The sequence below is a fragment of the Pontiella sulfatireligans genome (genome assembly GCF_900890705.1).
Taxonomy (GTDB): domain Bacteria; phylum Verrucomicrobiota; class Kiritimatiellia; order Kiritimatiellales; family Pontiellaceae; genus Pontiella; species Pontiella sulfatireligans.
Genome location: NZ_CAAHFH010000001.1, coordinates 1,020,360 through 1,046,339 on the forward strand (window position 1 = coordinate 1,020,360; position 25,980 = coordinate 1,046,339).

12 protein-coding genes are annotated in these 25,980 nt (G+C 53.7%); 1 reads left to right on the plus strand and 11 read right to left on the minus strand.

Annotated elements, in window-relative coordinates:
- Positions 1-23: 23 nt before the first annotated feature.
- The 8 genes from SCARR_RS03585 to SCARR_RS03620 all read right to left on the minus strand — a co-directional run bounded on the left by SCARR_RS03585 (position 24) and on the right by SCARR_RS03620 (position 18,493).
- Entirely contained in the window at positions 24-2,333 is a 2,310-nt protein-coding gene (locus tag SCARR_RS03585; protein WP_136060146.1) for a glycosyl hydrolase family 95 catalytic domain-containing protein, read from the minus strand.
- A gap of 77 nt (positions 2,334-2,410) precedes the next feature.
- Positions 2,411-4,243 carry an SHD1 domain-containing protein gene (locus SCARR_RS03590; protein WP_168432970.1) on the minus strand — a complete coding sequence of 611 codons (1,833 nt, stop codon included), beginning with the start codon at positions 4,241-4,243 and terminating at the stop codon, positions 2,411-2,413.
- A gap of 656 nt (positions 4,244-4,899) precedes the next feature.
- Positions 4,900-6,591: a sulfatase family protein gene (locus SCARR_RS03595; RefSeq protein ID WP_168432971.1), complete on the minus strand. Its 1,692-nt coding sequence runs from the start codon at positions 6,589-6,591 to the stop codon at positions 4,900-4,902.
- A gap of 113 nt (positions 6,592-6,704) precedes the next feature.
- A complete protein-coding gene (locus tag SCARR_RS03600) occupies positions 6,705-9,578 on the minus strand; it encodes an Ig-like domain-containing protein (RefSeq protein WP_168432972.1) in 2,874 nt (957 codons plus the stop codon).
- Positions 9,579-9,599: 21 nt separating this feature from the next.
- Entirely contained in the window at positions 9,600-14,135 is a 4,536-nt protein-coding gene (locus tag SCARR_RS03605; protein ID WP_136060150.1) for an Ig-like domain-containing protein, read from the minus strand.
- 78 nt (positions 14,136-14,213) lie between these two features.
- Entirely contained in the window at positions 14,214-15,833 is a 1,620-nt protein-coding gene (locus tag SCARR_RS03610) for a hypothetical protein (RefSeq protein WP_136060151.1), read from the minus strand.
- An 87-nt stretch (positions 15,834-15,920) separates the two neighbouring features.
- A complete protein-coding gene (locus SCARR_RS03615; protein WP_136060152.1) occupies positions 15,921-16,670 on the minus strand; it encodes a PEP-CTERM sorting domain-containing protein in 750 nt (249 codons plus the stop codon).
- An 86-nt stretch (positions 16,671-16,756) separates the two neighbouring features.
- On the minus strand, positions 16,757-18,493 hold the full coding sequence (locus tag SCARR_RS03620; RefSeq protein WP_136060153.1) for a hypothetical protein: 1,737 nt from the start codon (positions 18,491-18,493) through the stop codon (positions 16,757-16,759).
- A gap of 193 nt (positions 18,494-18,686) precedes the next feature.
- Between SCARR_RS03620 and SCARR_RS03625 the strand changes: the two genes are divergently transcribed.
- Positions 18,687-20,729, plus strand: coding sequence for a serine/threonine-protein kinase (locus SCARR_RS03625; protein ID WP_168432973.1), 2,043 nt, complete (start codon positions 18,687-18,689; stop codon positions 20,727-20,729).
- Positions 20,730-20,810: 81 nt separating this feature from the next.
- Here SCARR_RS03625 and SCARR_RS03630 read toward each other — a convergent pair whose 3' ends face one another.
- From SCARR_RS03630 to SCARR_RS03640, 3 genes are all read right to left on the minus strand, one after another.
- Positions 20,811-21,410: an RNA polymerase sigma factor gene (locus SCARR_RS03630; protein ID WP_136060155.1), complete on the minus strand. Its 600-nt coding sequence runs from the start codon at positions 21,408-21,410 to the stop codon at positions 20,811-20,813.
- Between the two features lie 55 nt (positions 21,411-21,465).
- Positions 21,466-23,673 carry a glycosyl hydrolase family 95 catalytic domain-containing protein gene (locus tag SCARR_RS03635; protein WP_136060156.1) on the minus strand — a complete coding sequence of 736 codons (2,208 nt, stop codon included), beginning with the start codon at positions 23,671-23,673 and terminating at the stop codon, positions 21,466-21,468.
- A 90-nt stretch (positions 23,674-23,763) separates the two neighbouring features.
- Positions 23,764-25,935 carry a beta-N-acetylhexosaminidase gene (locus SCARR_RS03640; RefSeq protein WP_136060157.1) on the minus strand — a complete coding sequence of 724 codons (2,172 nt, stop codon included), beginning with the start codon at positions 25,933-25,935 and terminating at the stop codon, positions 23,764-23,766.
- Between the last annotated feature and the right edge of the window lie 45 nt (positions 25,936-25,980).

Below are 25,980 nucleotides of genomic sequence, written 5' to 3' on the forward strand. Positions count from 1 at the left end.
TACATCCTTAGCCTGCTTAACAATTACATGGCTCGCAGCAAAACGGCTTCGCCCTTTCTCAAATCAATCTTCCAGTGAGGCTGTCCGCGCGGACCTTCGACAGACTCGATGGCGATTTTGCGATCGGGAGTGAACTTTGTCATGTCGGTCTGCAGCACGAGCGGCTCACCAGCGAGGCTCTCGATACGGATCCACTCTGTTTTGCCATCCTTGCGTTCGGCAGAAACAAGGAAGGCCCCCTCGGTGCGTAGGTTGCGGTAGACGGCGTCCGCCCATCGATCGGGCATGGCCGGAAAAACTCGTACGACGCCATTCCAGCTTTGGATGCGCATGTAGCCGATGCTTTCCACAACTGACAGCGGCGTTTCAATGACGGGGCCACCACCTTCGGCATACATGGTATTCCACATAATGCCCACCTTTTTGTTGCCCCACCCTTCGGCGGTATCGCCAATGCCCTGAAGACCGGCTCCCAGTACCGCTCCGAGCATGCCATTGAGTTTTTCAAGCGCACGGTTGCCGTCGCCCAGCGTGGCGAACATGGCCGCCGAACCGGTATAGGAATAGGCCGCCAGCGCGCTAGGCATGCTTTGCCAGCGCTCGACCGACTTGCGGAACAGCTCCCCTGCCTCGGAACCCTGATCGGGATTAATGGTGTGCAGCGGATAGAGTGCCAGCAGGTGCGAATAGTGGCGGTGCGAAAAGTTATAATCCTCGTCGGCGCTGATTTTCAGTCCATATTCGCCAACCGGAAGAGGAATCAGGTGATCAAGGGCATCATGCCACTTATCCACATCCGCATCATTCAGCCCCAGTTCACAATTCAGATCGATGAGGGTTTGCAGCCCCCAGCGGAAAAGCTGGTGCGAATAGTTGGTGTCGCGCAGCAGGCCGGGGCGACTGCCTTTGGCTTTCGACAAGTTGTATTCGGGCGAAATCATCAACGGCAGATGAATGGTTCCGTCCTCATCAAATTCCAAGACCTGGAAATAATAGTTCATATTGGCTTTAAGCATCGGGAAAAGGTTCCGAGCAATCTGCTCGTCCATGCTGTAGCGCCAGTAACGCCAGTAGTTGTGCAACACCCAGGTCAGGTCGCCAAGCTCGGAAGTCGTGCCGTTGCTGCGCTGGAGATTGTAGGTCGATGTGCGCGAGCGGGTGATGGCGGAGGGATTATCTTTGCTGCCCAGCAGGCCGGCGCCAAAGAAATGGTCCATGGCGGTGATCATTGAGCGCCCGACATCCATGCGGTTTCCGCTGAAGGTTGGATAATAGGAAAGCTGCACATTGAGATTCCACCAGGTGCCCGGCCAGCCACACTGCGTAAACCACGGCCCCATATTGTCGGTGATGATCGGAACATCCGCACGAGATGCCCCTCCAAACTTGTAGATCTGCAACCAGTAGAACTTCTCCCAACGAGGATCATTCGGCAGAGAAACATAGGCCTGAGACATATAATCGTGCCACCATCTGCGATGCCGTTTTTCAAGTTTGGCCATACCTTTGATGCGCGCATCGTTCACTGCATCGATCGCCTGTTTTATGGCCTGCGCAATGTTGTCCTCCTGATTCAATTCAGGATTGTAGACCTTGCCGACGGAAAGCAGGAATACGTTTTCGCCATTCTTGCCCGGCAGATTCACAAAGGCCGTGGCATGCGCACCATGCAGCGTGAGCGGCTGAATCACAACAGTGACGTCATCAACCATTTTGCGGTAGGGCTTCGGGGAAAGATGCTTGGGGTCGATTGTAGCTGGATCGGTCTTGGTGTGCGGTATACGGCCACTGATGGCCCACTGCTCTGCGAGGTCAAGAGCAAGGCCTGCTTCGCCATCAAAGCTTTTCGAGTCGATTACCACCACGTTGGAATCGCGATCGATAAAAGAGCGCCACTGGATGGAACCCTGGTCGGTCTCTATGGTGCCGCGCGCTTCGGCATGCCAGATATCAAGCCGCATACCCGCCTTCTTCACAGTACCGGCTGGCTTAAGCACAATGTTGCCGATCGGCACACGCGGGATCGACCAGTCGATGCCGGGAATGTGATATTCGGCTGCGACGTCGGTGCGCCCCAATTCCCAACGCAGGATCCAGTCCTCACCGGGCATGCGGTAGATCGAAGCTCCGGTGAGGCCGTTGGCAATGAAGGCGCTCTCTCCCCAGAGTTCCCCGATACCGTTCGTCCATACAAGATCACTCTTTGCCAAATGGCGTTCCCAATCCATTTTCGGCTCTAACGGATTTGAAGAATCCAGATTTTCCGCATTTCCAAACACCGGAAGAACCGATATCGCCATGAGCATGCTATTGAGTGCCATTCGTTTCATCATTCATAATCCTTTTCATTTTATCCGCTCATGGAAAACCCTCGATAGCCCCACTGTCCAGAACGGCACAATGGCGACAATCAATAGTATCGCTTGGGTCCCGTTGGATGCACCCGGTTTCCGGTTTCATCGAGATATCGGCCGACGGGAACCTTTGCAACTTTCTCACGGTTATCATACAGCCAGTCGTTGGAGGCCGCATGCTGAATGATTACTCCGCGGGCATCCCTAACGAGCACCAGATAGCCCTTGTATTTCCTTCCGTGCGTCTGAGCGTGTAAATCATACTTTTTCGTTTCAACCGTTTGGGGAGATCTAAATATGTGCGTTCTCTTGTTTTCCTTGGTTGGCACAAAGGTGGTGGTTTGCCGATCAAGCAGAATAAACTTATTGTCGTCTAGATATTGCTGGCCAAAAGCGAAGAGTTCGATGTTCAGTTCATGATTGTACTGGGTGGCGCTCGTTTGCTTCAGCTTTACGCCGAACGTCCAGTCGAAAATCTGTGGCGCCGCCTCCTCGAGATAGGGCGTCGTTTCGATGATTCGCTGCGAACTCTGCTTGGTAAAGCTGATATCGAACTCCGGCGGATTCAAGAATTCTATATATTCGCGATCCGCCTCGGACAATTGGTTCATATCGAGTTTTATTTGTTTGCCGCGGCTAGACTTCAGTACCGCCTTGCCACCGATAAAGCTGATATATTCCGCATCAAAAGTCTTGCCGGCGACACTCGTCCATAGTCGCATGGCGTCTTCTTCCTCTGCGACAGGTTCTGTCAACATGTTCTCCGCTTCCGTGTGCAACGACGAGCCTTTGGATGAAAAATCGCAAAAAACAGGCCCATTGGTTGCCGATGCCTCGCCTTCAACCAGGGTTTCGAATATCTGGTCTTGTAAATCATGGTTCGGTTGCGTCGTTTTAAACATAGGCAGAACCGGGCCGTTCTGGAAATTTTTCTCATAGTCCACACCGTCCTCCTGAACCACCAGCATCATGTCGAAATGCCCGCCGGGAACCTCGCCGCAAACCACCTCCATATCGAGCGGCACACCGGGTTCAAGCGTGATCCAATCCCCGACAACAGCCGTATTGTTGCCCATCGTGTAAGTCCGGTTTTTGGAGTCGGAAGTCTGCCAATTACTGTAGATTTCCTGATAGTTGGGCCAGCTCCCGTTCAGCACAACCTTGCCGTCCACGCGCACGATGAGAATATCGTCCCCCTGCCCCCAGAAACGGAACTTAATTCCGTCTTTGTGAACCAGCTGCCCTTTATAGTGGGCCATCCAGCACCAGCCGCCCGTATCGGCCTCCCCGAATGCCGCGGGAGCAACCGATGACCTTACGGTTGGAACCATGAAACTGGTCGCGTACAACTTTCTGGGAGAGCGGTAGTACCTAGCCAGTTTCGACACTTTAAAACCGCTTCGGACAAATTTAGCCACTTCATCCGTAAAGGTGCCGGTATCCATGATCATGCTCTTGCCGCGCCGATCGCGCTTGAAATCGTAGAACGTGCCGACGAAGTCGTTCCCGATGGTTTGGCCGGAGCCAAAAATGGTCGTCTCGGAAAAGTCCGGCATAATCTCGAAACCGCCAATGCCGCCGATTAGCCCATCCGCCAAGCCGGACATCTCCGGCAACTGGATGTCAGGCATGCTGGCGCGTTTAACCTTGGTGACGATGCGAGTCGTCGGTTTCGGCTTCGCAGATTTCTTCACCTTCACCTTCGGCTTTTTGAGTTTCATTTTCGGGCGTTCAACGGCCTTGGGGGGGACGAACTTTTTCTCTTCCTTCTGCGTCACTGTGAAAACCACCAGTAATCCTGCCAACATGAATGCCGCCGCATGAACCAACAGGCTGATCACCAATCCGCTTGGCGCGCCCCTGACCACTCCCTTTGATTTCCTAGTCATTTTTCTCATTCACAAATCCCCTGCCAACAGACCGCTCTTTTTTTCTGAACAACCGATCATGTTAAACAGAATTCATTATTTACGCCGGAAGCTGTTGCCCCATCGATATTCTCAAGCTTTCCATACTGAGAAACGGACTGGATGATGGACCTTCATTTATATCGTACCGAAGCTTCCCATATGCACTTCCCAGCCACCTTGTTTATTAACTTAATCGAGTCACAGGCACAGAATAAATCGTATTATTCTATAGTACACGGCAGTCAACTCTCTTACTGGACAAGGAAACAGCCTAAAAACATTCCATTTCTGTTGAATTCAACGTTGCCGCCCCGAGGAGTCGATCCTGCAAAATCCCGCTTCACATAAGCGACACAATCTAAGCAGGACAGATCGGGCGTGGATTCTTTGCGCGCGAGGGTCGAAACTTATTCGTCTGTTTCTATCAAGGCCAATGCCCGTGGGTTCATAAATTTTGAAAGCTATCGCGCGAGTATCCTATTTGTTCTACTGCGGAAAGCGGGAACCCTCACCATGAAACTGCGTAGAACCACGAAATACTGAAAACCGAATTCCATTCGTTGGACACAGCTACTTAAAGGGCACTTAGGCAACCTGTAATTGGGGACGGATAAAATTCGGTACCCTGTCATTCGCTATTTTTTTCCCGGCGACCATTCCCCTGCTGATAGGAGCCCGTCTTTGTTTGCGTCGAGCTTCGCGAAGCTTTTTAGGTACTTGGTCTCGCTGAATTCTTTCCCTTGCTTCGTGCAGTATTTTCGCTTGTTCTCCAAGAAATCTTCAATCGGTGCCCCTTCCGGCACCGATGTAGCGTTCTTATTCGATGCCTGTGGCTTCCCATCGCCGGGAACGACCGGATCGGCCACGACCGCGGCCTTGGCGTCCTCGCCGGTAATGGCGTGCGGATCGTTCTTCAGGCCGTTTAAGGAACCAACGAGCGCAGCGGGAATCTTGTAGCCATATTTTTCAGCCTGCTCGTCCAGCTCGTGCTGTTTTCCCTGAAGAAAAACCACAGGGCCGTCTTCACCGAGATAGTCGCCCTGCATTTCCAACCACTGGAACAGTTGCTCACGAAGCTTGGCCTTAATGGAAACCGTCTCTTCCCGTCCGGCCAGATTGACCAGCTCGTCGGGATCGACCTGGGTGTCATACAGCTCTTCGGTCGGCTGGCTGGAATGTTTTTTTGCACCATGCTCAAAGAAATAGTCGATGGTCTTTCCGGCCGTGCGATCCGACTCGATTTTTTCGAGACTGTTAAAATTGACGATGTAGTGATAGCGCCCATCATGCACGGAACGCTGCGGAAAGACGTGGCGTTGCTGAATCCCCTGGTTGTGCGCAACGCCGTAGACATAGTCATGTTGGTTTACGGCCCCTCTAGTCAGCACAGGCAACAGGCTCTTTCCATCGATGCCTGCGGGTACGGTTCCACCGGCCAGCTCGATAGCCGTCGGAACGAAATCTGTAAAACTGGAAAGAGCACCCGTGCGCCCCGGCTTGATTTTGCCCGGCCAACGCACCATGAAGGCCACGTTCAAGCCAGAATCATAGACCGTGAACTTCCCGCGTTTGCCGCCATGGTCGTCTGCATAGAACACCACCGTATCGTCTCGAAGCCCATGCTTGTCGATCATGCCGAGCACGGCCTCAAACTCTTTTTCCTTCTCGACGATGCTCTGGTAATATTGTGTGTACGATTTCCGGGCGTCTGGCGTATCCGCAATGAACGACTGAACCTTAACCTCCTCAACACCGAATGAGGTGTCCTTGATATGCGGGCTGTGCGGAAACTCGCTCGCCACGATCATGCAAAACGGCTTGTCGCCCGGATTCTTCATGAAAGCCTCCATTTCCTCCACCGGAATCCATGGACGCGGCAGACCGGGAACCTTCACCGGCTGGAAGCGCTTTGTCCACTGGAACTGTTCATCGGGTGCAACGTGCGACTTACCCGCGAGTATTACCTCATAACCAAGGTTGCCCATATATTTGGTAATGGATTTCACACCCGGACGGACTTGGGTGTGATTAAGGAAACATCCGTTACGTATAGGGTTGAGCCCGGTGTAGAGCATCGAACGACTTGGTGCACAGATAGCTTGTCCCGTGAACATGCGTTCAAACACCACCCCCTCTTTGGCAAACTTGCCGGTTACCGGTGTAGGCGCCTTTTCATTCCCATAGGCCGAATGGTCGAACTTGCTCTGGTCGTCAGCCAGAAAGAAAACGATATTAGGGCGACATTCGCCCACCCCTTTGACGGATGACATGCCATGCACAACCCCCGCAGCAACAACCAAAAGCGACAATGCCGCAAACTTCTTCATGATCATGTCCAACATCCTTTTTCATCTTGCCTTCGTAGTTACCCAACGAACCTGCATAAACCGTATTATTCTATATATTGACGAGAATCAATGCATATGTTGGACAACAGAAGCTACAGAATATCCGTTTCGACCTTGAAGAAACCATTGGAGGGCGACAGATCGAACTCAAGCGCATCTTCCGGCGGGGTCAGTCCTGTGGCCCAATCACGCGCGACGGACCAGCTAGACAGATCCGGGCTTTCCCAAATCCTGTAGAGCACGCCGGTTGCGCTCGGCCATATGATTTCGATTTTTCCAATGCCTGGAAGCGGCGTGTTGCCGGTGATGGAAAACATGGAAGCGGGATCGTAGGGGTCGGTACCCAGTGCGGTTTCCTGTTCATCGGTCAGCCCATCGCCATCGGTATCTTCAACCACAACCGTGGTTTCGGTTTCCACCTTGATCACCACGTTCGAGAAACTAAACTCCGTAGAACCGCTGGCAAGGTTGAACCGGATATGGAACTCGTCGATCGCATCAATCACCACGCCCTCATCGCGGGTGCGGTTGATGGTCAGCGAGTTATTGGTGTTGCCGATTTCCGACATCGTCATCGACAGCTCGTATTCCGTTCCACCGATATATTTTGCGGAAAGGATAAAGTGCGCGGCTTCAAGCGGACCATACAGGTCGTACGTCGTTCCTTCGATGCCCGTCAACCGTTCGCGGTCGCTGGAACTCAATAGATTCGCACTCATGCTGCCGGCGCCACCGGCCGAAGTATCAATGGAGATGTTGCCGAACTGATAGGTGGAGGTCTGATGCTTGAGCCCCCAGCAAATCGCCTCGGCATTGTCCCCGATGCCGAATCCGAGCGTCATCGAACTGGTATTCCAGGCAAAGGCATTCGCGGAAATATTGTAGCAATCAAACTCCATAATCAGCGTCTCGCCCACGTTCCACACGCGGTTCGAGCCGGGATACCCAACTGGACGAAGCCACCGGGTTGCCGTGGAGGATGTCGCCCAGGAATTGGTGGCGGAATTATCGAATTCCAGTTCATCCGTTTCCGTTTGCGTTGTGGTTGCGCGCACCACGATTTGCAATATTGTGGTATCCGTTCCGCCGTTGCCGTCGTCCACCTCCACGGTGAAACTGTTGGATCCAACATCGTCGTTTCCAGGCGTTCCTCCGAGCATGCCGTTCGCCGAAACGGTCAGCCAGGACGGGATACCGGTCAGGCTATAGGTCAGGCTGTCGCCGTCCACATCCGTCGTGGCAATACTGCCAGCATAGGCCACGCCCTGCGTCGCCGCGTTTCCAATGGTTGGATCAACGCCAAAGACGGGCGGATTGTTCGTGATGATGGAGACCGTGCCTTCGAGACTGTTGATGGTGCCGTCGTTCACAGTGAAGGTAAAGCTGTCGGAGCCGAAGAAGTTGGTTCCCGGCGTGTAGGTCAGGTTCGGTGCCGTGCCGCTCAGGGTTCCATGGGTTGGAAGTGTTTCGACTGTATAGCTCAGTGGGTCCCCATCGGAGTCGGAGCCAGTCAGCGTGATAGCCATCGAACCGCCCCCGCTTACAAAGACAATGGCATTGGAGGCCACCGGTCTGTAGTTATCGCTGACAAACAGCAGTTGATCCCCGACCAGCTTCCGCCGGGTGTAGCGGCAGAAGGCGAAGGACGAATCATAGTCGTCGTACGTACCTCCGCGATATTCCTTCGTAAAGAGGACGTAGTATTCCGGTCGGAAGCCGCTGATGGACACCCACCATATGGCGCGAACCCCAAAGCCATCCGCCGTCAGCCACGAGTTTTCATAATACGGGGCCGTTTGGGGAGAAAGGAGATGAGGAGCCGAATTGGTGAGCTTTGTCGGGCAATAAGAGTTGAGGTTAAGGTGGGCCAGATAGGCATGATCAACGGCTGTATTCGCCGCCCCCTGAATGTAATCGGCGTCAAAATAATCGCCGCCAAATCCAAGCTCCCAGAGATAGATCAGTGCACGCATGTTGTGAGAAGCGTGGTCGGTATCTTCCTGCATTTTATAATTAAGTGTGCCGTCGGCGTCTATCGATGTAATCCGACTGCGCGAGTATGCCCACGTGACATAATTTGTTCCATTATATGTATATTCGCTGGAGTGGTTATAGAAACTCTCAATCCAGAAGTTGAGTGCATCCAGCAGGTTGTCTTCGTCGGCTTGAAAAACCTGTGTATCGCTGAGCTGGTGGTAGTGACGGGTGGCCTTGATGGCCATAGCCATCATGGTGACCGTGGTGGCCCGTTGGTTCCAAGGCTTTGCCCAAAAGACATCCGAAAGGCCGGCAGTTTGCAGTTCCTGTTCAATGGCGACATATTCGCTTTCGGAAACCGGATCCAAATATTTGGCGGGGCGCTCGGAGGGATCAATCCCTTTGTGCGTGTCGGCTATTGAAAGAAAGGTTTCGAGATAGTCGTGGCATTTATCGAGGGTGGCGGTATCGACGGGATCGATCCCGGCATCCATCCGTTCGAGGAGCAGCAATGCAACCATCGGATGCGCAAAATAGTTGAATATTTTTTCCTGTTCTTCATGCCAAACGGGCACATAGTCGTCGATCCATTGCGCATAATACTCCAACTGCTCGATGCAGTAGGGATCGCCCGTCGCGCGATAGTGTTGGTAGTAGCGGTGGATATTGCGTGGGAACCAGCCGTTGAAGTGCCAGTTATCGTTGGTCATGGCGGCGATCGGCATGGTGCCGGGATCATCAAGGAAGCCCTTGACGTCATCGCCGGTCCAGTCGCGGATCCGATAGCCCTCAACAATTTTGTCGTGGAGCGCCTGAGCTTCCTGGGCGGTCAGGTCTTGGTCGAGTTTTGCTTCAATCAGTACTATTTCAGCGGACGTGGGAGGAACGGGAACCGAAGCTGAAATCCCGGGAATAAGCACGCCCAGCAATGCAAAGCAGATGTATCGATTCCTGAAGGAGAATATCGTCATGGTATTTGTTTCCTTCACGGGGATATCCTGACCGACCTATTACGGTATTTGAGCTTCCACCTTGAAGAAGCCGTTGGAGGGCGTCAGATCGAACTCGAACGTATCCCCCGGCGGCGTCAGCGCGTTGGCCCAGTCGCGGGCGACGGACCAGCTAGACAGATCCGGACTTTCCCAGACGCGATAGAGTACGCCGGTCGCGCTCGGCCATGTGATCTGAACTTTTCCAGTGGCTGGAAGTGTTGAACCGTCAATGCCGAATCCGGAATCCGGATCGTAGGGGTCAGTACCCAGCGCGATTTCCTGCTCATCAGTCAGTCCGTCACCATCGGTGTCTTCAACCACAACCGTGGTTTCTGTTTCCACTTGGATCACCATGTTCGAGAAACCAAACTCGGTCGAAGAACCGCTGGCAAAATTGAACCGGATATGGAACTCGTCGATCGCATCAATCACCACGCCTTCATCGCGGGTGCGGTTGATGGTCAGCGAGTTGTTGGTGTTGCCGATTTCCGACATCGTCATCGACAACTCATATTCCGTTCCCCCGGTATATTTTGCGGAAAGAATAAAGTGCGCCGCTTCAAGCGGATCATACAGGTCGCAGCTCGTTCCCTCGATTCCGGTCAGCCGCTCGCGGTCGCTGGAACTCAATAGATTCGCACTCATGCTGCCGGCTCCACCGGCCGATGTATCGATGGAGATGTTGCCGAACTGATAGGTGGGGGTCTGATGCTTGAGCCCCCAGCAAATCGCCTCGGCATTGTCCCCGATGCCGAATCCGAGCGTCATCGCAGCGGTACTCCATGTGAAGGCATTCGCGGAAATATTGTGGCAATCAAACTCCATAACCAGCGTCTCGCCCACGTTCCACACGCGGTTCGAACCGGGCTGCCCGACCGGACGGAGCCACTGGGTTGCTGTGGAGGATGTCACCCAGGAATTTGTGTTCGCGTTATCGAATTCCAGTTCATCCGTTTTCGTTTGCGTTGTGGTTGCGCGCACCACGATCTGCAGTGTGGCGCCATCCGTTCCGCCGTTGCCGTCGTCTACCTCCACAGTGAAACTGTTCAAGCCAATATCGCCGCTTCCGGGCGTTCCTCCGAGCATGCCGTTCGTCGAAACGGTCAGCCAGGACGGGACACTGGTCAGGCTATAGGTCAGGCTGTCGCCATCCACATCCGTGGCAATGATACTGCCGGCATAGGCGACATCCTGCGTGGCCGGGCTTCCAATGATTGGATCGACGCTGAATATCGGATCGTCCTGTAAGGGATCGACCGTGATCGAAACGGTGGCGACCGCGCTGGTGGCGGAGCCGTCGCTGACGGAAAAGGTAAAACTGTCTGCACCGAAGTAGTTGGTGTTTGGTGCATACGTCAGGTTTGGAGCGGTGCCGCTGAGACTTCCAGAGCTTGGAAGGCTTTCAACGGTAAAGGTGAGGTTGCCGCCCTCGGCGTCGGAGCCGGTCAGCACCAGGTTCACGGAAACCTCCTCGAGCGTATTGGTGCTTTGCGCATCGGCCACAGGTGCTGTGTTTATAACCGCCGTTTCTTTGAAAGCCGCTTTGCCTACCATGGATCCAATACCGGCATGGCCGGAGGTGAAGACCGAGTCGGTTGCCTGCAGGGTCTGGGAATCGTAGGTCAGCTCGACGGTGTTGCCGGAACGGGCAAAGGAAATGTTTTTCCAATCATTGGAAGCCAGCAGGATGGCCGGATCCGATGAAAGCACGGAACCGTTTCCGTTCTGTACGCGAACGATCCTGACTCCGTTGGCAAGGCCAACAGCGGCATAGAGATAGTTTTCGTCGTCCTGGTAGCCAAGCACGAGTGCAATCTCAGCACCGGGTTCGTACAGCAGGTTTTCCAGGGTTCGAACCTGAACGGAAATCTCCGTTTCGGGTGAATTGGTGAAAATACTGTAGGTGGCTAATCGGTTGCCCGGAACGGCAGGCGCTTCGCCGAAAAGGATTTCGTAGGTAGGCTCCGCGCCGGCGGAAACGCGCCAGCGGGCCGGATCACGCTCGAACCAGTTAGCCCGGATGCCGAAGGCTCCAGAAGCGAAGGCCGGATCTGCCGGCAGATTGAGGCGGCGTGCAAGCTGCGCATCGTAGAGGTTGGCCGGACTGACGCTGGTAATGTCCTCGACCCAGTCGCGGGTGACGGTGTGACTGTCGGGCAGATGGGTTGGTCCTACGATCGAGGTGCCGATATATTTATAGTTTCCAGGTTCGAAGGTATTGCTTCCTGTGAGGTTCCAGTAGGTGTTGCCATGGGCGCCATGCGGTTGCGAGCCTGCGGTGCCGCTGCTGCCGTCGCCCCACGCCGTGGTGACGCCGGTGAAGAGGTTTTCCATCGGGCAGTTGCCGTGCAGGTCGAGCTTGATGGGCGCGGTGCCCGACAGGTCGCAGGCCACATTGCCGGTGGCTTTGTGGGTGAAGGTGATGGAGTGGATGAAGGAATTCGTCTGATCAAATACAATGTTGCGAATCAGGTTGTTGCCATCATAGTCGGACGTCGGGCCATGATGCGCCGCGCGACCGGTGAAGCGCAGGTCGTTCATGGTGCTATTGCTGCTGCGGCTGAGTGCAACCGGATTATCGCCGTTCTCGAATTCCAGGCGGCGAATCCAACTGTGTTCGACATACTTGAAGTGCAGGCCGTTGTAGCCATCTTCCTGCAAGTGCTCCGGAACCGGAGTGTCGGGAAATTCCATTTTAAAGTCCTCCGCGCCGACTTCGCTCATGCCTTTGCGTTCAAAGACCTTTGGCTGCCACACGAGACGGACATCAACGCGCAACGGCTCCCGGAAGGTGACCAGCTTGCCAACCACACGGTCAACCGTATAGGGCCAGGTGCCACTGCCGCCGGCCCACGCGCTGGGTTCGGCCAGCGGGTCGGTCTGGTCGTTATGGAGGTGAAGCCAGAGCGAACCCTGCAGGTCCGGCCCCTCTTCGGTCAGGCCGAGGTGAACCTTCTGGCCGGGTTGCCACGAGGGAGCGGAATCGAGCAACAGCGTGCGATCGCCGCGCTTTGCTTCGCCCACTACGTTCTTTGAGTTGAAGGTGCCCATTTTTCCGTCATTTCCTTCGAACTCGATCATATGGTCATTCAGGCTGCTCCGTCCTAAATCAGCCTGGCTGAACGGGCAGTAGAGAACGGTGCCGCCAGCATCGCGCCCTGCCCCGCGCAGGATCAGGTTGCCGCGGTTAATGTAAACGAGACTTTCAACCCTGAACTGTCCGGCGGGCATGTAGACGATGGCGCCACTCGTCGCAGCAGCATCAACCGCGGTCTGGATGGCGGCGCTGTCATCGTTGCCGTCGTTGGCCACCGCGCCGTAGGAGGTGATGTTGTAGACGGGCCATCCGGCGTTATCCGGAATGGTCTGTTCGCCCCAGCGGTAGCCGGCGTGGGACCAGTCGGGAAGGCGGCTGTAGGAACCCCAACGTTCGCCGTTAACCCCCCACAGCTGCGAATGGGTTTTGGCGGGGTCGCCGTCGGCTGCGTCGGTCACATCAATGTCCACTTCGATGCCCTGCGAGCGGTCGTTTCCATCGGACACGCTGACGGCAATGCGGTGGGTGGTGAACTGTTCAAAATCAAGTTTACTGCTGTCAGCCACGAAAATTTCGCCCGATGCCGGGTTGATGCCGAATGCTCCGATATCGACCGTTTTATCCAAGCCGCCTTCCGGTTCAATCCGCCAATCCTGAGCGACAAATCCGGGATCGATCGCAACGGCAGTCGGGGTGCCGACGACGGTTCCGTTCGGTGCGTTTTCCGTTACCGAAAAGCTAGAACCGGCCAGGACGCCGAAATCGCCTGAGTAAAAAGGATGGGTTTCCTCCAGCGGAAGCCCCCATTTGTCGCTGAGATATTTTTCCACCGCCGCGAACTCAGTGGTAGCGAGGGCTTTTCGGTAGATAATGATTTCATGGATCCGGCCATCGAGTGCATTGCCGGTAAGGTTCAGGAAACTTCCCAGCACCAGATCGCTACTGCCGCTGTCTCCCGCCGCGGCGGTCGACGTAAGCGGAGGATTGGAGCCATCGATAGAGGTAGAAAAAGTCGTCCCGTCGTACAGGGCACCGACCATGTGCAAATCGTAGTTTTTGTTGTCGTGCGTGAGGCTTGTGTTATCGATTAAAGGGAGATACCCGGAAAAACTCCATTGCTGGTAATGCAGCGCAAAGCGCTTCGAGAAAGTGGTTGCAGAAACATCGGTCAGGAAAGATTGAGGACGACTGACATCGTCGAGCTGCGCCACCACAAAAAAGGTTACTTCATTGCCGGGGCCATAGGCGCTCCCGCCTGAAATCTTCAGCCCGTCGTCAATGCCGTCGAATTCGATCGAGCCCTTTACGCTGTCATAAGCCGGGCGGTTGGAGGAGGCGGGCGCGAAGGCATGATAGCCGTTGCCGCTCTTGTCGTTCCACTGCTGAACGTTGCCGGATGAAAGGACGATGGAAGATGCATCGGAGGCATCGAGCCAGATGTCGGGGTTGTATCCAACCGCCGCGACCAGCTGCGGAACCACCAGGATCGTTATCAGTGTTAAAAATGCGTTCTTCATTCGTTATCCTCTTTTCGAGCACAGGGCTCCGCCGATTTCACGACGGAGCCCAGCGTTGATTCGTTTGCCTGCTATTCGTTAGTCCTGCTGAACAGAAAGCTTAATAAACAGTTTGTCGGCAGATGTGCCTACGGTGTTCGTATAGCTGTCCATCGCGCCATCGGTCTCCGTGATGGCAACGGGGCCCGCATTGGTTGCCCAGGAGCCTCCCTCCAGGACCGCGGTGGTGAGTACATAGCAACTCAGGTTGTCATCTGCACGAACGGAGAAGACATAGTCTCCCGCAGCGGCATCGAACATCGGCAGCACGCCCTGGTTCGTTACACCGGTGGCTCCGGTCGCAATGCCGTCAAAGACATACTCGCCAAAGTTGTTCAGACCGTCGTTGTCATCGTCACCGGTCTTGCCACCGGACACGCCATTGGCAGTCGCCCAGCCATCATACGGATCGCTGAACACTGTGGGCTGAATGACATCCAGCTCAATGTTGGAAATCACGACCTGGTTGCTGAGAGTGGATCCACTCTCATTAACCCGCAGCAGGAGCTCATGGAACGTATCGACCGTGTCATTCGTACTGGTTGATACCGCGTCGACCAACCAGGTGTTGGTCACACCGGCCCAAACGACGGAGCAGTCATAGGTATCGATATCGACACGCTCCATCGATACGGCAAAGCTGGCTGTTTCGCCATCGTCACGCAGGTCGTTCGCATCCGGAATGACTGCAGCGATTCGGGCGGATGACGAGCTGAGGCTGGGGCCAAAATTACCGCCACTGGTAGCATCGGCATCTATTGCGGTGTTCAGATAATCTTTGCTGGCATCCCACATTCCGATCCCGAAGCCGATCCCCTCGGAGTTGTCTCCAACCCCGAACGCAATGGTGGGTTGGCCGCCGCCCGTCATAAGATCGGGGTCGGTGACCGTGATGTCGCACGTCATAAGGAACGTTTCACCGATATCCCAGATCAGATCCCCGCCATATGTCGCAGAAATCGGGACATACATATCCGCCCCATTAAGGGATGTCATCGAACTTGCCGACGTCAACCCAGGTCCGGGAACACCGGTATCCTCGACACTTATTGCCATATTCTCGATGACCACATTGCCAGCGGTTTTGTTAATGCGAACCAGCACTTCATGGTATGTTGCAACAACACCGTTCGTTATCACGCGTATTATCGATTCGGACGTGGTCTGCCCGATGTCGTACCAGGTTGTTGTCGTTGTATAGTTGCTCGTTCCGGTACGCAGCGCTTCGAAGACAAAATAAGCCTGATCGTTGTCCGCTTGCAGATCGGCCGTTGTGCCGAGAATATTTGCGCCGATCGTCTCCCGGGCTGACGTGCTCCAGGTGCTCACCGCAAAGGTGCCGGCATTACCGGCCGATGTATCAATTTCTGAGTTCCAATAACCATCATTCGGGCTGATCCCAAAGCCGATTCCCTGCGAGTCGTCCCCCATACCAATGCACAAGTCAACGCCCGCTTTCCACGTGATGCCGTTGGAAACCGTCACATCGCAACTCATGGTCAGCGTTTCGCCGATATCCCAGGTCAGATCGGTCTCGGTGCCGGCGGATACCGCCTTGGATTGTGTTTCGCCACTGAATGCGCCGACCGTCAGTGTCCCATCCGCCAGGGCCAGGCCTGCGCCCATTGCAATAAGTGTGGTAAATATTAACTTTTTCATAATGTCTCCTTCTCCTTCATCTCCATGTTTTATCCCACAACCGCGAGGTGTCTCTCCGGAACACCTCACCCAATTAACCACTTGCCGCTAAATCATAAATCTGCGTCGTACAAACAGAAGGCCTGCACCAATAAAAGCTACCAGTCCCAACGTAGCCGGTTCCGGAATCACTTCGATCTGCACGTTGCTGAACGCATAGTCGGCCGTTCCGGACGTCAGGTTGCGACGAACATGGAATTCATCGATAAAGTCGATTTTCACTCCTTCGTCGCGGGTGACCGACATTGTAAACGAGTTGGCAGGCGTAGCGGTGTTCTGAACCGTCCAGGACAGATCGTACGAGGTTCCACCATTGTGCTTGGCCGTGAGGATCATGTGGGCCGTTTCGTTATTGTCGTACAGGTCGTAGGCCGTGTTTTCGATACCCGTATACCGAACCCGGTCGCTGGAGCTGAGCAGGTTTGCACTCAATGATCCCGCACCGCCGGCACCTGTATCGATGTCGATGTTGGCGAACTGATAGTTGTAGTTCTGGTGCTTGATGCCCCAGCAGATCGCTTCCACATTGTCGCCCAGCCCAAATCCAAGGGTCATGGCACCTGTATTGTAATCAACGGGATCGGTCGAAGCGAGCACCTGAACATCAAACTCGATGGCCACAGTCTCTCCATCATTCCACGCGCGGTTAACGCCCGACTGTCCCACCGGGCGAATCCACCGGGTCTGGGTTCCTGACGACGTCCACGAATTCGTGAAACTGCTGTCAAACTCAAGTATTTCGGCGGAAGCGCTCAGCGCGAATCCCGTTGCCATTGCTATTGCTATCCATCTTTTCATCTTTATTTCTCCTTTTACTGTTTTCCTGCACACTCCACCGGTAAGCCCTGCAAACAGAGCTTTCCGACAGAACAATGGGTTTAAAGTTACGGAGTAAATTCAATCTGCAGGCGAATAAACCGCTTGGCTTCCACATCGGTCGGAATGCGGTTGGTTACCACATCGAGGCCCACCTGGCTGGAGGCGCCGCGTCCGGTTTCATAGCCACTAGCGTCCGCCCAGTTGGTGATAACCAGACCAGTGCCAACCTCGAAGATCGAGGCCATACCGCGGCTGGCCGCATCGTCGAGCTCGTAGTAGATGTATTCGAGATAGTCGGTGCCACTATCGTTAACCATCGACTGAACCGGGGAATTGCCCTGACTCGCAGCATTGTCCGGCTCTCCGCCCCACATGTATTCAGTCAGGTTGTTGAGTCCGTCACTGTCGCCATGATCCATCATTCCGGTTTCTGCATCAACCGAGTATCCGCTCAACCAGATATCATATTTTTCCTGGTTAGTGGGTTCAATACCGTCCGGCATGGAAGCAAAAGCCAATCCAACCAAAGTGACCTGGGTGGCCGCGTTGGTCGAGGACCAGATATTGTCAAGCGAAGCCACACCGCGGAATGCGCCGGAACCGATATTGCGCTTGTGCTGATTGCCGTAGGTCACCGTTGTATCGGCATTGGAAGGGTCCCAGTAGCCAGTGCCATACGTGGAAATGGCTTCGATGAACACACCGGCATAATTGGTTCCGAGCGTATAGCTGTTGGTAACCGACTGCGCCGCATCCCAAGCTGCGGCCTGGGGGCCACCCATCAGGGTCGGAACTGTATATCCATCGCTCGAGCGCAAATGATAGACTCCCGTGATCCAATACGCTGTACCGTTTCTCTGCACTTCAACCGGAACGGTTCCGCTGGATGTGGCCGTAGTATACCAGTAGCGGGTGGAGCATCCCTTGTATTCATTCGCCCTCGCCGATTCGACGGCATCCAGTGTGGCGGTTCCCCCGCTGAACACAACAGACCCTTCGGCCGGTTCATCTTTGCTGCTGGATGACGAAACAACCACAATCACGTCTCCGGTCTGAACATTGAAGGTTCTTACCGTATGGGTAATCGCCGAGTTATTATCCGAACTTACATATTTATCAACAACATACACACCTTCCGGCGCATCCGTGTTACTCAGTCTCTGAGAGCTGATCTTCAGCACGGTTGAAGGATCGGCTGTGGTAAATCCACCAGACTTCTGCCAGATCATGCTGGATGCGTTGTCGAACGTAAGCCCGGTAAGGTCGACCCAACTACCTGTCACATCGACATTATCAATGAAATACGCCGCCGTGCCTGCATCGATATTGAAGTCGATGCGAGCCGTATGCTCCGTCGTTCCGGTCAAGTTGGTGGAGGCAGTAACGCTCTGATATTTTCCGTCGGCTTTAAATTTGAAAACCAGACCATTGACAGGGTCGACAATGGCGTAAATCTCCACTTCGGCACCCAACTTGCACTGTAATTGGACGTTGGTTGTTCCGGCCGCCCAAGCGCCGACGGTGACTTCAAACGAATACGTTTCGCTGCCGGCCAAAGCGGCAGCGAAGGGCGCAGAGTTGTAGCCGCTCGTGCCGGGAAGTATGTTCAAGTTGCCGTTTCCATCTGTGACGTATTTATCAGTCGCTCCATAACTCCACACCGCATCTCCCGGTGTACCCGAGTTACTGAGTTGGTGAACCCCCTTTCCAGCAACTTCATCGAATGTCCACTCCTGCAAGACAGCGGCGGAAGCGCTCAGTGCGAATCCTGCAGCTATTGCTATTGCTATCCTTTTTTTCATCTTCTCATCTCCTTTTTTTTACCTATCGATTACCACATTCGGAATAAAACATAATATTCCGTGCTCCATAACAGAACACTCAACTGACAACCTCATTTGGACACGAAATATTCAATTATTGACAATCGCCATGAAATGGATAGAAATAGTGCAACAACAAGATTTAAATAAACTGTTATATCCCAACGAGTCGATGGAAAACGAATCTGAATACGAAGGAGATGATTTCGAGGAAATTGCTTATGATTTCTACAAAAGAAGCGTTTCTGTCTCGTCGGACGAAGAGGAGCAATATCTTAACCCCATCCTGAACACCCTTAAAAAACCGGAATCACGCTATGAAACCCCGGCTTTGTTGGCCGAGGGGGGTGAAAAGCGGATTTTCAAGGTCTACGACAAGCATCTCAACCGTTTTGTCGCCATGGCACAGGCCGTGCGCGCAAAAACCGACCGCGACCAGGAGCAGTTTCTGCGCGAGGGGCAACTGACCGCCAATCTGACCCACCCTAACATTGTACCGGTCCATAATATGGGGATCGGGAGCGATGGAACCCCGTTCTTTTCCATGGAGCTGATACCCGGCGACAGTCTTGGGGATATCATCGACCAATTAAAGTCGGAAAATCCCGATTACAAAGTTCACTACGGCCTAAAAACCATGCTGAGCATCTTCAACAAGGTTTGCGATGCCGTGGCCTATGCCCACTCCCGGAACGTGCTGCATCTGGACATCAAGCCCGACAATATTCGCGTAGGCCAGTTTGGCGAGGTGTTCCTTTGCGACTGGGGCCTCTCCCGGGTCGAGGGACACATTGACATGGGCGATCCTGAACCGGGCGAGCTGGATGCGGACCTCCTAAACGACATGACGCTATCCGGAACCATCAAGGGAACCCCGGGCTTCATGGCCCCGGAGCAGATCACCAACGACAAAAAAAACAAACAAACCGACGTCTATGCCCTCGGCGCGATTCTCTACCTGATTCTGACCCATCAACTTCCAGTTGACGGGGAAAATGCCAACGAAGTCGTGGAAAACACGCGAAAAGGCAAGGTCATCCCGCCCCTCAGGCGCAAAACCAACGAACATGTCCCAAGCGGTCTTGCTGCCGTGGCTATGCAGTCGCTGGCACTCAAACCGGAAAACCGCTATGCGAACGTGCAGACGTTGCAAGCCGACATCAGCCTCTACCTGTCAGGATACCCGACCCAAGCACAACACGCCCATCTTTTCACCCGGATAAGCCTGCTGACCCAGCGGCACCGTAAACCAACCTTGTGGCTTATGGCCTTCCTAGCTCTGCTTTCGATCGTCATGAGCATCAATCTCTCTATTATTGGCAGGGAAAAACAACTTTCGGAAAACAATTTTTCCCTCTACCGGGAGCAACAAGAAAAAGCCAATCGGACAAACAAAAAACTTTCCGAACTTTCCTTCAGCACAAAAACCGTGCTCAGCTATGTCAGCGCAGTAAGCATGATACAAGTTGCCGAACAACTCCTTGAACATGACACGCTCACCTCGGATCGAAAGCAGGACATTCAGGTGCATAAAGCGCGCATGCACATGGTGCTCCAGCAGTTCAATGCCGCGGCAGAAACATTCCAGTCCATGGAAGATCCGGAAGAGAATTCGCCGGGCATGCTGGGCGTGTGCCGGAAATTCGCAGCGATCAAACCTGACGATGCCCTGCCGCTGTCTGATCGGGATCTGGCCCTGTTCCTGACAACCCACTATAAAATATTCCCGCGTTCTCTGGCGATGTATGCCTATTACCACGACCGCCGGAGAAAACGGCCTTTGAATCCAGAAGACCACATCGATGTGGTCGGAGGCATGCTGGCTCGGCTGAACCAGATTAACTCATCTGAAATACCGGAATTAAAACTCAGCAAACGCCCCGAAGGCTATCACCTGGACCTGACCCATACCCCCTATAGTATCTACACAGTAGAAATCCCTTTGGTCTATGGACAAAATGTCCTACAGCCGCTGAAATTGCATTCGCTGGATATCAGTCATACCCCCGTATCGCTTGTGCGAGAGTTATGGGCGTTGAAGGTGAAGAAGCTTCGCATGGTGAGCGTAAACCTTGAACCCGCCGAAGGAATGGCCGGAATGTTGAAACACATGGGAGTCGAACAGGTGATTCTGGGAAAAGGCGACTATTCAGAAAATACGGTCAGCTATATCCGCAAACAGGGTATTGAGGTGATTGAAGAGGATATCGAATAATGAATATCGAACATGGAACGTCGAAGGATATATCCCCGTCAACATTCAATATTCCTTGTTCAATATTCGATATTCCTCAATTCATTCCAGCTCCTCGCGCAACTGTTTAATCTCCAGAGCCAATCGCTCCTTTACCCGATTTTTAAGACGATAGACCGAGTTCTCCTTCAGCTCCATGCGTTGAGCGATTACATCCACAGGCATCCCCTCCAGACTTAACATGAACACCTGTATGGCTTTCCCGGAAAAAAGACCATCGATCCTTTCCAGCGCGAGGTTAAAAACATGGACCCCCCACCTTCGCTCAGCAATCTCCTCAATATCCGGCAAGCGAATGGAGTTAATGTACGATAGCGTTTCATCCTGGGCGGCCTTTTCCAAGCGGGCGACATCCTGCTTACGCTTGCGGATAAAATCCTTCACGCAATTTGACGTTACCGTGCTCAGCCAACTGCGGAAGCGTTTGTTCGGATCGTTATCAATCTCGCCGATCTTTTTCCAAACCTTGAGCATAACCTGCTGCACAATGTCTTCGGCATCATGCTCATTAATATTCATATTCCGGATGATGGCCTGAATATACGGCTGGTAGGCTTGCAGGAATTCCTCCCATGAATGTTCATCCTGATTTTCCTGAACCCGCTGAATCAGGGTATATCGAGTATTATACTGATCGCTCATAGACTTCTCTTTGGAGTGAGCACAATATCATCCTGACATGTGGAATTAAACCATTTTAGTCGGCATCTACCATTAGCTTGTCACCTTTCTTAAGCTGGACCCTGTAAGTCGCAAAGAAACCGTCCCGAGCCACGCATTTTAGCTTCATATTGGCCTTGGGATTAACAAGGTCGGTTTTGATCAGCACGTCTCCATCCCGCCCGGCTGTCAGTTCGAACGACTGCGTCTTTCCGTTGACGCGCTTCGCAGAAACCAGGTGCGCGCCTTCGCAGCGCAGGTCGCGGTATTCGACATTTTTCCATTTTGCCGGAACCGCCGGAAAGACGCGCACCACTCCACCCCACGACTGCAGCAACAGATAGTTAACCGATTCGACGGTAGAGAGTGGCGTTTCGATCACCGGCCCGCCGCCTTCGCGGTACATGGTGTTGGGCTTAAGCCGTCCGGGCAGCTGGTCGAGCAGCTCCAGTGCGCGGTCACCCTGTCCGAGCAAGGCATACATTGCACAACCTCCGGTAAAGGTATATCCGGCCGATCCTTTGCCTCCAAAACTGTGCCAGTTATCCACACTCTTCTGGACCAGCGCCCGAGTTTCCGGTCCTTGGTCCACATTGACGGTGTGGTAGGGATAGATGGACAACAGATGCGAATAGTGCCGGTGCCCGTGATCAAACTCCGTATTCCCGCTGACCATGAAGCCGGTTTTTTCCGCGACAGGAAGCGGCGTCAGATCGGCCATCGTCTGCTTCCAAACCTTGGAAGCCGGATCGTTGAAGCCCAGCTCCTCGTTTATTTCAATGGCGGTCTGCAGCGCCCAGTCGAGCGACATCAGCGCATAATTGCTATCCTCCCGCATGGCTTCATTGTCCCCCGTCACGTTTTCATATTCCGGCGAGCGGGACTTCTGCATATGAAGCTTGCCGTCTTCCTTCTTCTCCAGAAAGTGCGTCAGGAAAACAATGTTGTCCTTAAGCATCGGGAAGAGATCGCGGCCGATCTGTTCGTCGCCGCTGTACTTCCAATATTTCCAGTAATTGTTCAGCACCCAGGTCAGATTGCCGAACTCGCGGCTCCAGCCCTGGTCCTTGCGGCCGCGGTAGTCGGAGCTGCGCCCGACCGTGATGCCCGGCCAGCCGTTCTGCTCGGCGTTGGCGCGCAGCGTTCCGTCGTTGTACATACGGTTGATTCCGTTGATCATCGACTTGCCGGCATCCAAACGATTGGCCGAACACATCGGGAAATAGGAGAGCTGAACATTCAGATTCCACCAGGTACCCGCCCAGCCACAATGCCACGGCCACAGCCCCTGATTATCGATCAGGTAGGGCGAGTCTTTCGAACTCGCACTTGCGAATTTGTAGAGTTGAATCGAATAGAGTTTTTCCCACCGGGGATCCTCATCAATCTTCAGACAAGATTTTTCACTGTAGTTTTTCCACCACTCGATATTCGATTCAGTCAGCTTGTCCACGCCGTTAGCAACCGCGGCCTTAACGCGAACCAACGACTGCTCCGCCGCACGAGCAATGGCCGCGTCCTGATCAGTGCCCGGATCAGCGGAAAGGGCAATGAGGATATAGTTCCAACCGTTGGAATTTTCCACTGGTTGGAAAGCCACCCCGAATCCACCCCGGTTGTTCATCGGTTGTTCCAATACCTGGATACCATCAATTGAACGCATCGGCTTGGCTTCAGGAGCGAAAGGAATTTTATCGTAGCCGCGTATTTTATAGTGCTTACTTTTCACGAAGTAGCGGCGGGTGTCCACCGGGCGTTCGACGCGATAGGTCGGCTCGGCTCCTGCTTCACCGCCCTGCCCGCGCACACCAACTACAATCACGTTGTGTTCGCGCTCGGCAAACGCCTTCCATTCAATCATTCCTTTATCGCTTTTGAGCGTACCCGAAATGATGCCCGTATAGAGATCCTGTTCCATCGTGCGGTCGGCAACGGTGCCCTTCGGACTGATGATCACATTACCGGCAAACACACGCGGCCAATATCCTTTTTCGGGATATTCGACGATGTCGTAGCGGCTCAGCAAGAATCGCAGGTCGTTGGCATTTTCGTTATCGAGCAGAACGCTCGCGCCCTGCTGCCCGTCACCGATAAAACCGACGTTTTCCCAATCATCGGAAAAATCCTTATTTTCCCAAACCAGGTTGCGGGGATTGAAGGTCTCCGCCCCTTCCATGTCCGCCGTAGCCGACAGCGCACCCAACAAAACAATTCCTAACATCATTCTGACAACACATGTTTTCATATCGTTTCCTTATTTTCAAAAATCACTTCTCACCCACTCTTCCCCGAACGGGTTTAACCAGATCCACATCCACGACCCCAGGAGTTCATTCTACTTTCGCTTAATCAACACGAAGCCCTGATTCTTTCCGGGTTTCATAGTAACTTCCAACTCAAAGTGCGCTCCGGTTTCATAGTCTGAAACCACCAGATCAACACCTTCGGTTTTCGGCCGTTTCGAAGTCGGCCCCAATAGCGTGCCTTCCGCGATGGCCCGTCCGTTCTTCAACAACCTCAGACCGGTAACCTCCATGGCCTCGCCTCTCTTTTTTTCCGAGAAAGAGACGCGGTAGATCCCGTTTTGATCCACCTTGCCCGTCACCTTGAATTTCATGACGGGCGCCACATTCTCTGCCGACCATTTGCCCACCAGCGCGCCGAGCTTGCGGTAGCGCGGCGCCAGTTTTTCCTCGAAATTAAACACCAGGCTGGTTCGTCGTTCATCCGCGCCAACCGTAACCGCCTTGAACGCCATCGTGTCTTTCACATTAATCGGGGCATTCAGCTCCACAGATGTAGCGGTAGGTTCCATTCCGTTTAGTGTGTAATGAACCGAAGCGCCGCGCATAGGAGCGATCGCGGAAATGGAAAAAGTTCCCTCCTCATTTTGCTTCGTTTCAACCACCGGAAGCGGTGTTCGGTAGTTCCAGCCTGCTGCGTCATAGCGGTTATACTGCGTGGCCATCCGGCTGAAAAAATCATCCCAGACACGATCGTCTTGAGGGGTCCAGCAAACCTCTGCCAATGCCGCAAGACGCGGTAGTGTTAGATATTCCACATACGCCTCGGAATGCGCTGTTCCCTCTCCGGGTTTATCCATGAGCCCATTTGCAGGGTTAATGAGCTGATCGCTCCAAATGCAGCCTTCGGCTCCCTGAATATTTTTAATCGCGGCGCCTTTCAGCGCGGCGGGAACGGGATCCCAGTTATAGGCATGGCGTAATGAAACCGGCGGAATCCAGGTTGCGGCGGGGGGCTCGCCGACGACATGACTTTCAGGCGCATCGAAATAGCAGTGACCCGTGAGGGCCATGACAACCGGATTCCCACGATTCGCTGCTTCTACAGCGGCTTTCGGGCGCCACCAGCTCATGATACCGGCCTCATCAGAAACCCCGCAGCCGAGAATTTCGTCCCAGCCCAGAATTTTTTTATGGTGTTGCTGAAGATATTTTTCGATCCGTTGGGTCATCCATCCCTGAAGCTCATGTTCGCCTTTAATGTTCAGTTCTTTGATTTTGGCCTGGCAATCCGGACACTTTTTCCATTGATCATATTTGGCTTCATCACCGCCGATGTGCACATATTTTCCAGGGAACAATTCACAGACTTCATCCATGACATCTTCAAGAAATTCCCAGGTACTCTCCTTGCCCGCGCAATAAAGTTCTCTCGAAATAAAGTGGCGTGTCGGAATGGTCTGCTCTTTGTCGAAGCAGGCCAAATGAGGATAGGCGGCCATCACGGCCTGCGAATGCGCGGGAAGTTCAATTTCCGGCACGATCATGATATTACGATCCGCCGCGTATTGAACAATTTCCCGAATATCATCCTGTGTGTAAAAACCGCCATACCTCGATTCCCCTTTGCCGCGGAACCCACCGATGTCCGTCAGCTTTGGGTATTTCTTGATCTCAATTCGCCAGCCCGGATCATCGGTCAAATGCCAATGCAGTACGTTGGCCTTATGCATCGCCATCAGGTCGATATACCGCAGCACAAATTCCTTGCCGAAAAAACAGCGCGATACATCAAGCATCATACCGCGCCATTCAAACCGCGGCGTGTCGCGGATTTCCACCGTCGGCACGTTCCAAACCTTGGAAACCTTTTTGGCGGAATAAATTTCCGGAGGCAAGAGCTGAAGCAGGGTCTGCGCACCATAGAAGAGTCCCGCAGCGGTCGGTGCCTGAATGACAACGCGATCTGTGATGTTTAACCGATACCCTTCCTTACCCAGCGAAGCGTCTTTTCGAGTTTGCAGAACAATGGTGCCCTCTCCTCCCTGCCGGACCGGCCAGTCATAGCCCGTTGCAGGTCGGAGCATAGACGCCAATTGCTCGGCGGATGATTTTGCCGCAGTATCGACGTACGAGATGCCCGCATTCGGCTGAAGCGTAAGGATCTTGTCCGTCTCCTTCATCTCCAAGGGTTGGGGTATAACGGAAGGCGAAGCCCCCGCAGCCATAGTCATAAACACCAGCGATAAAATCATCCGTTTCATACAAGCCACTCTAGTTAGAAAAAATTCAACTCAGCGACAACCGAC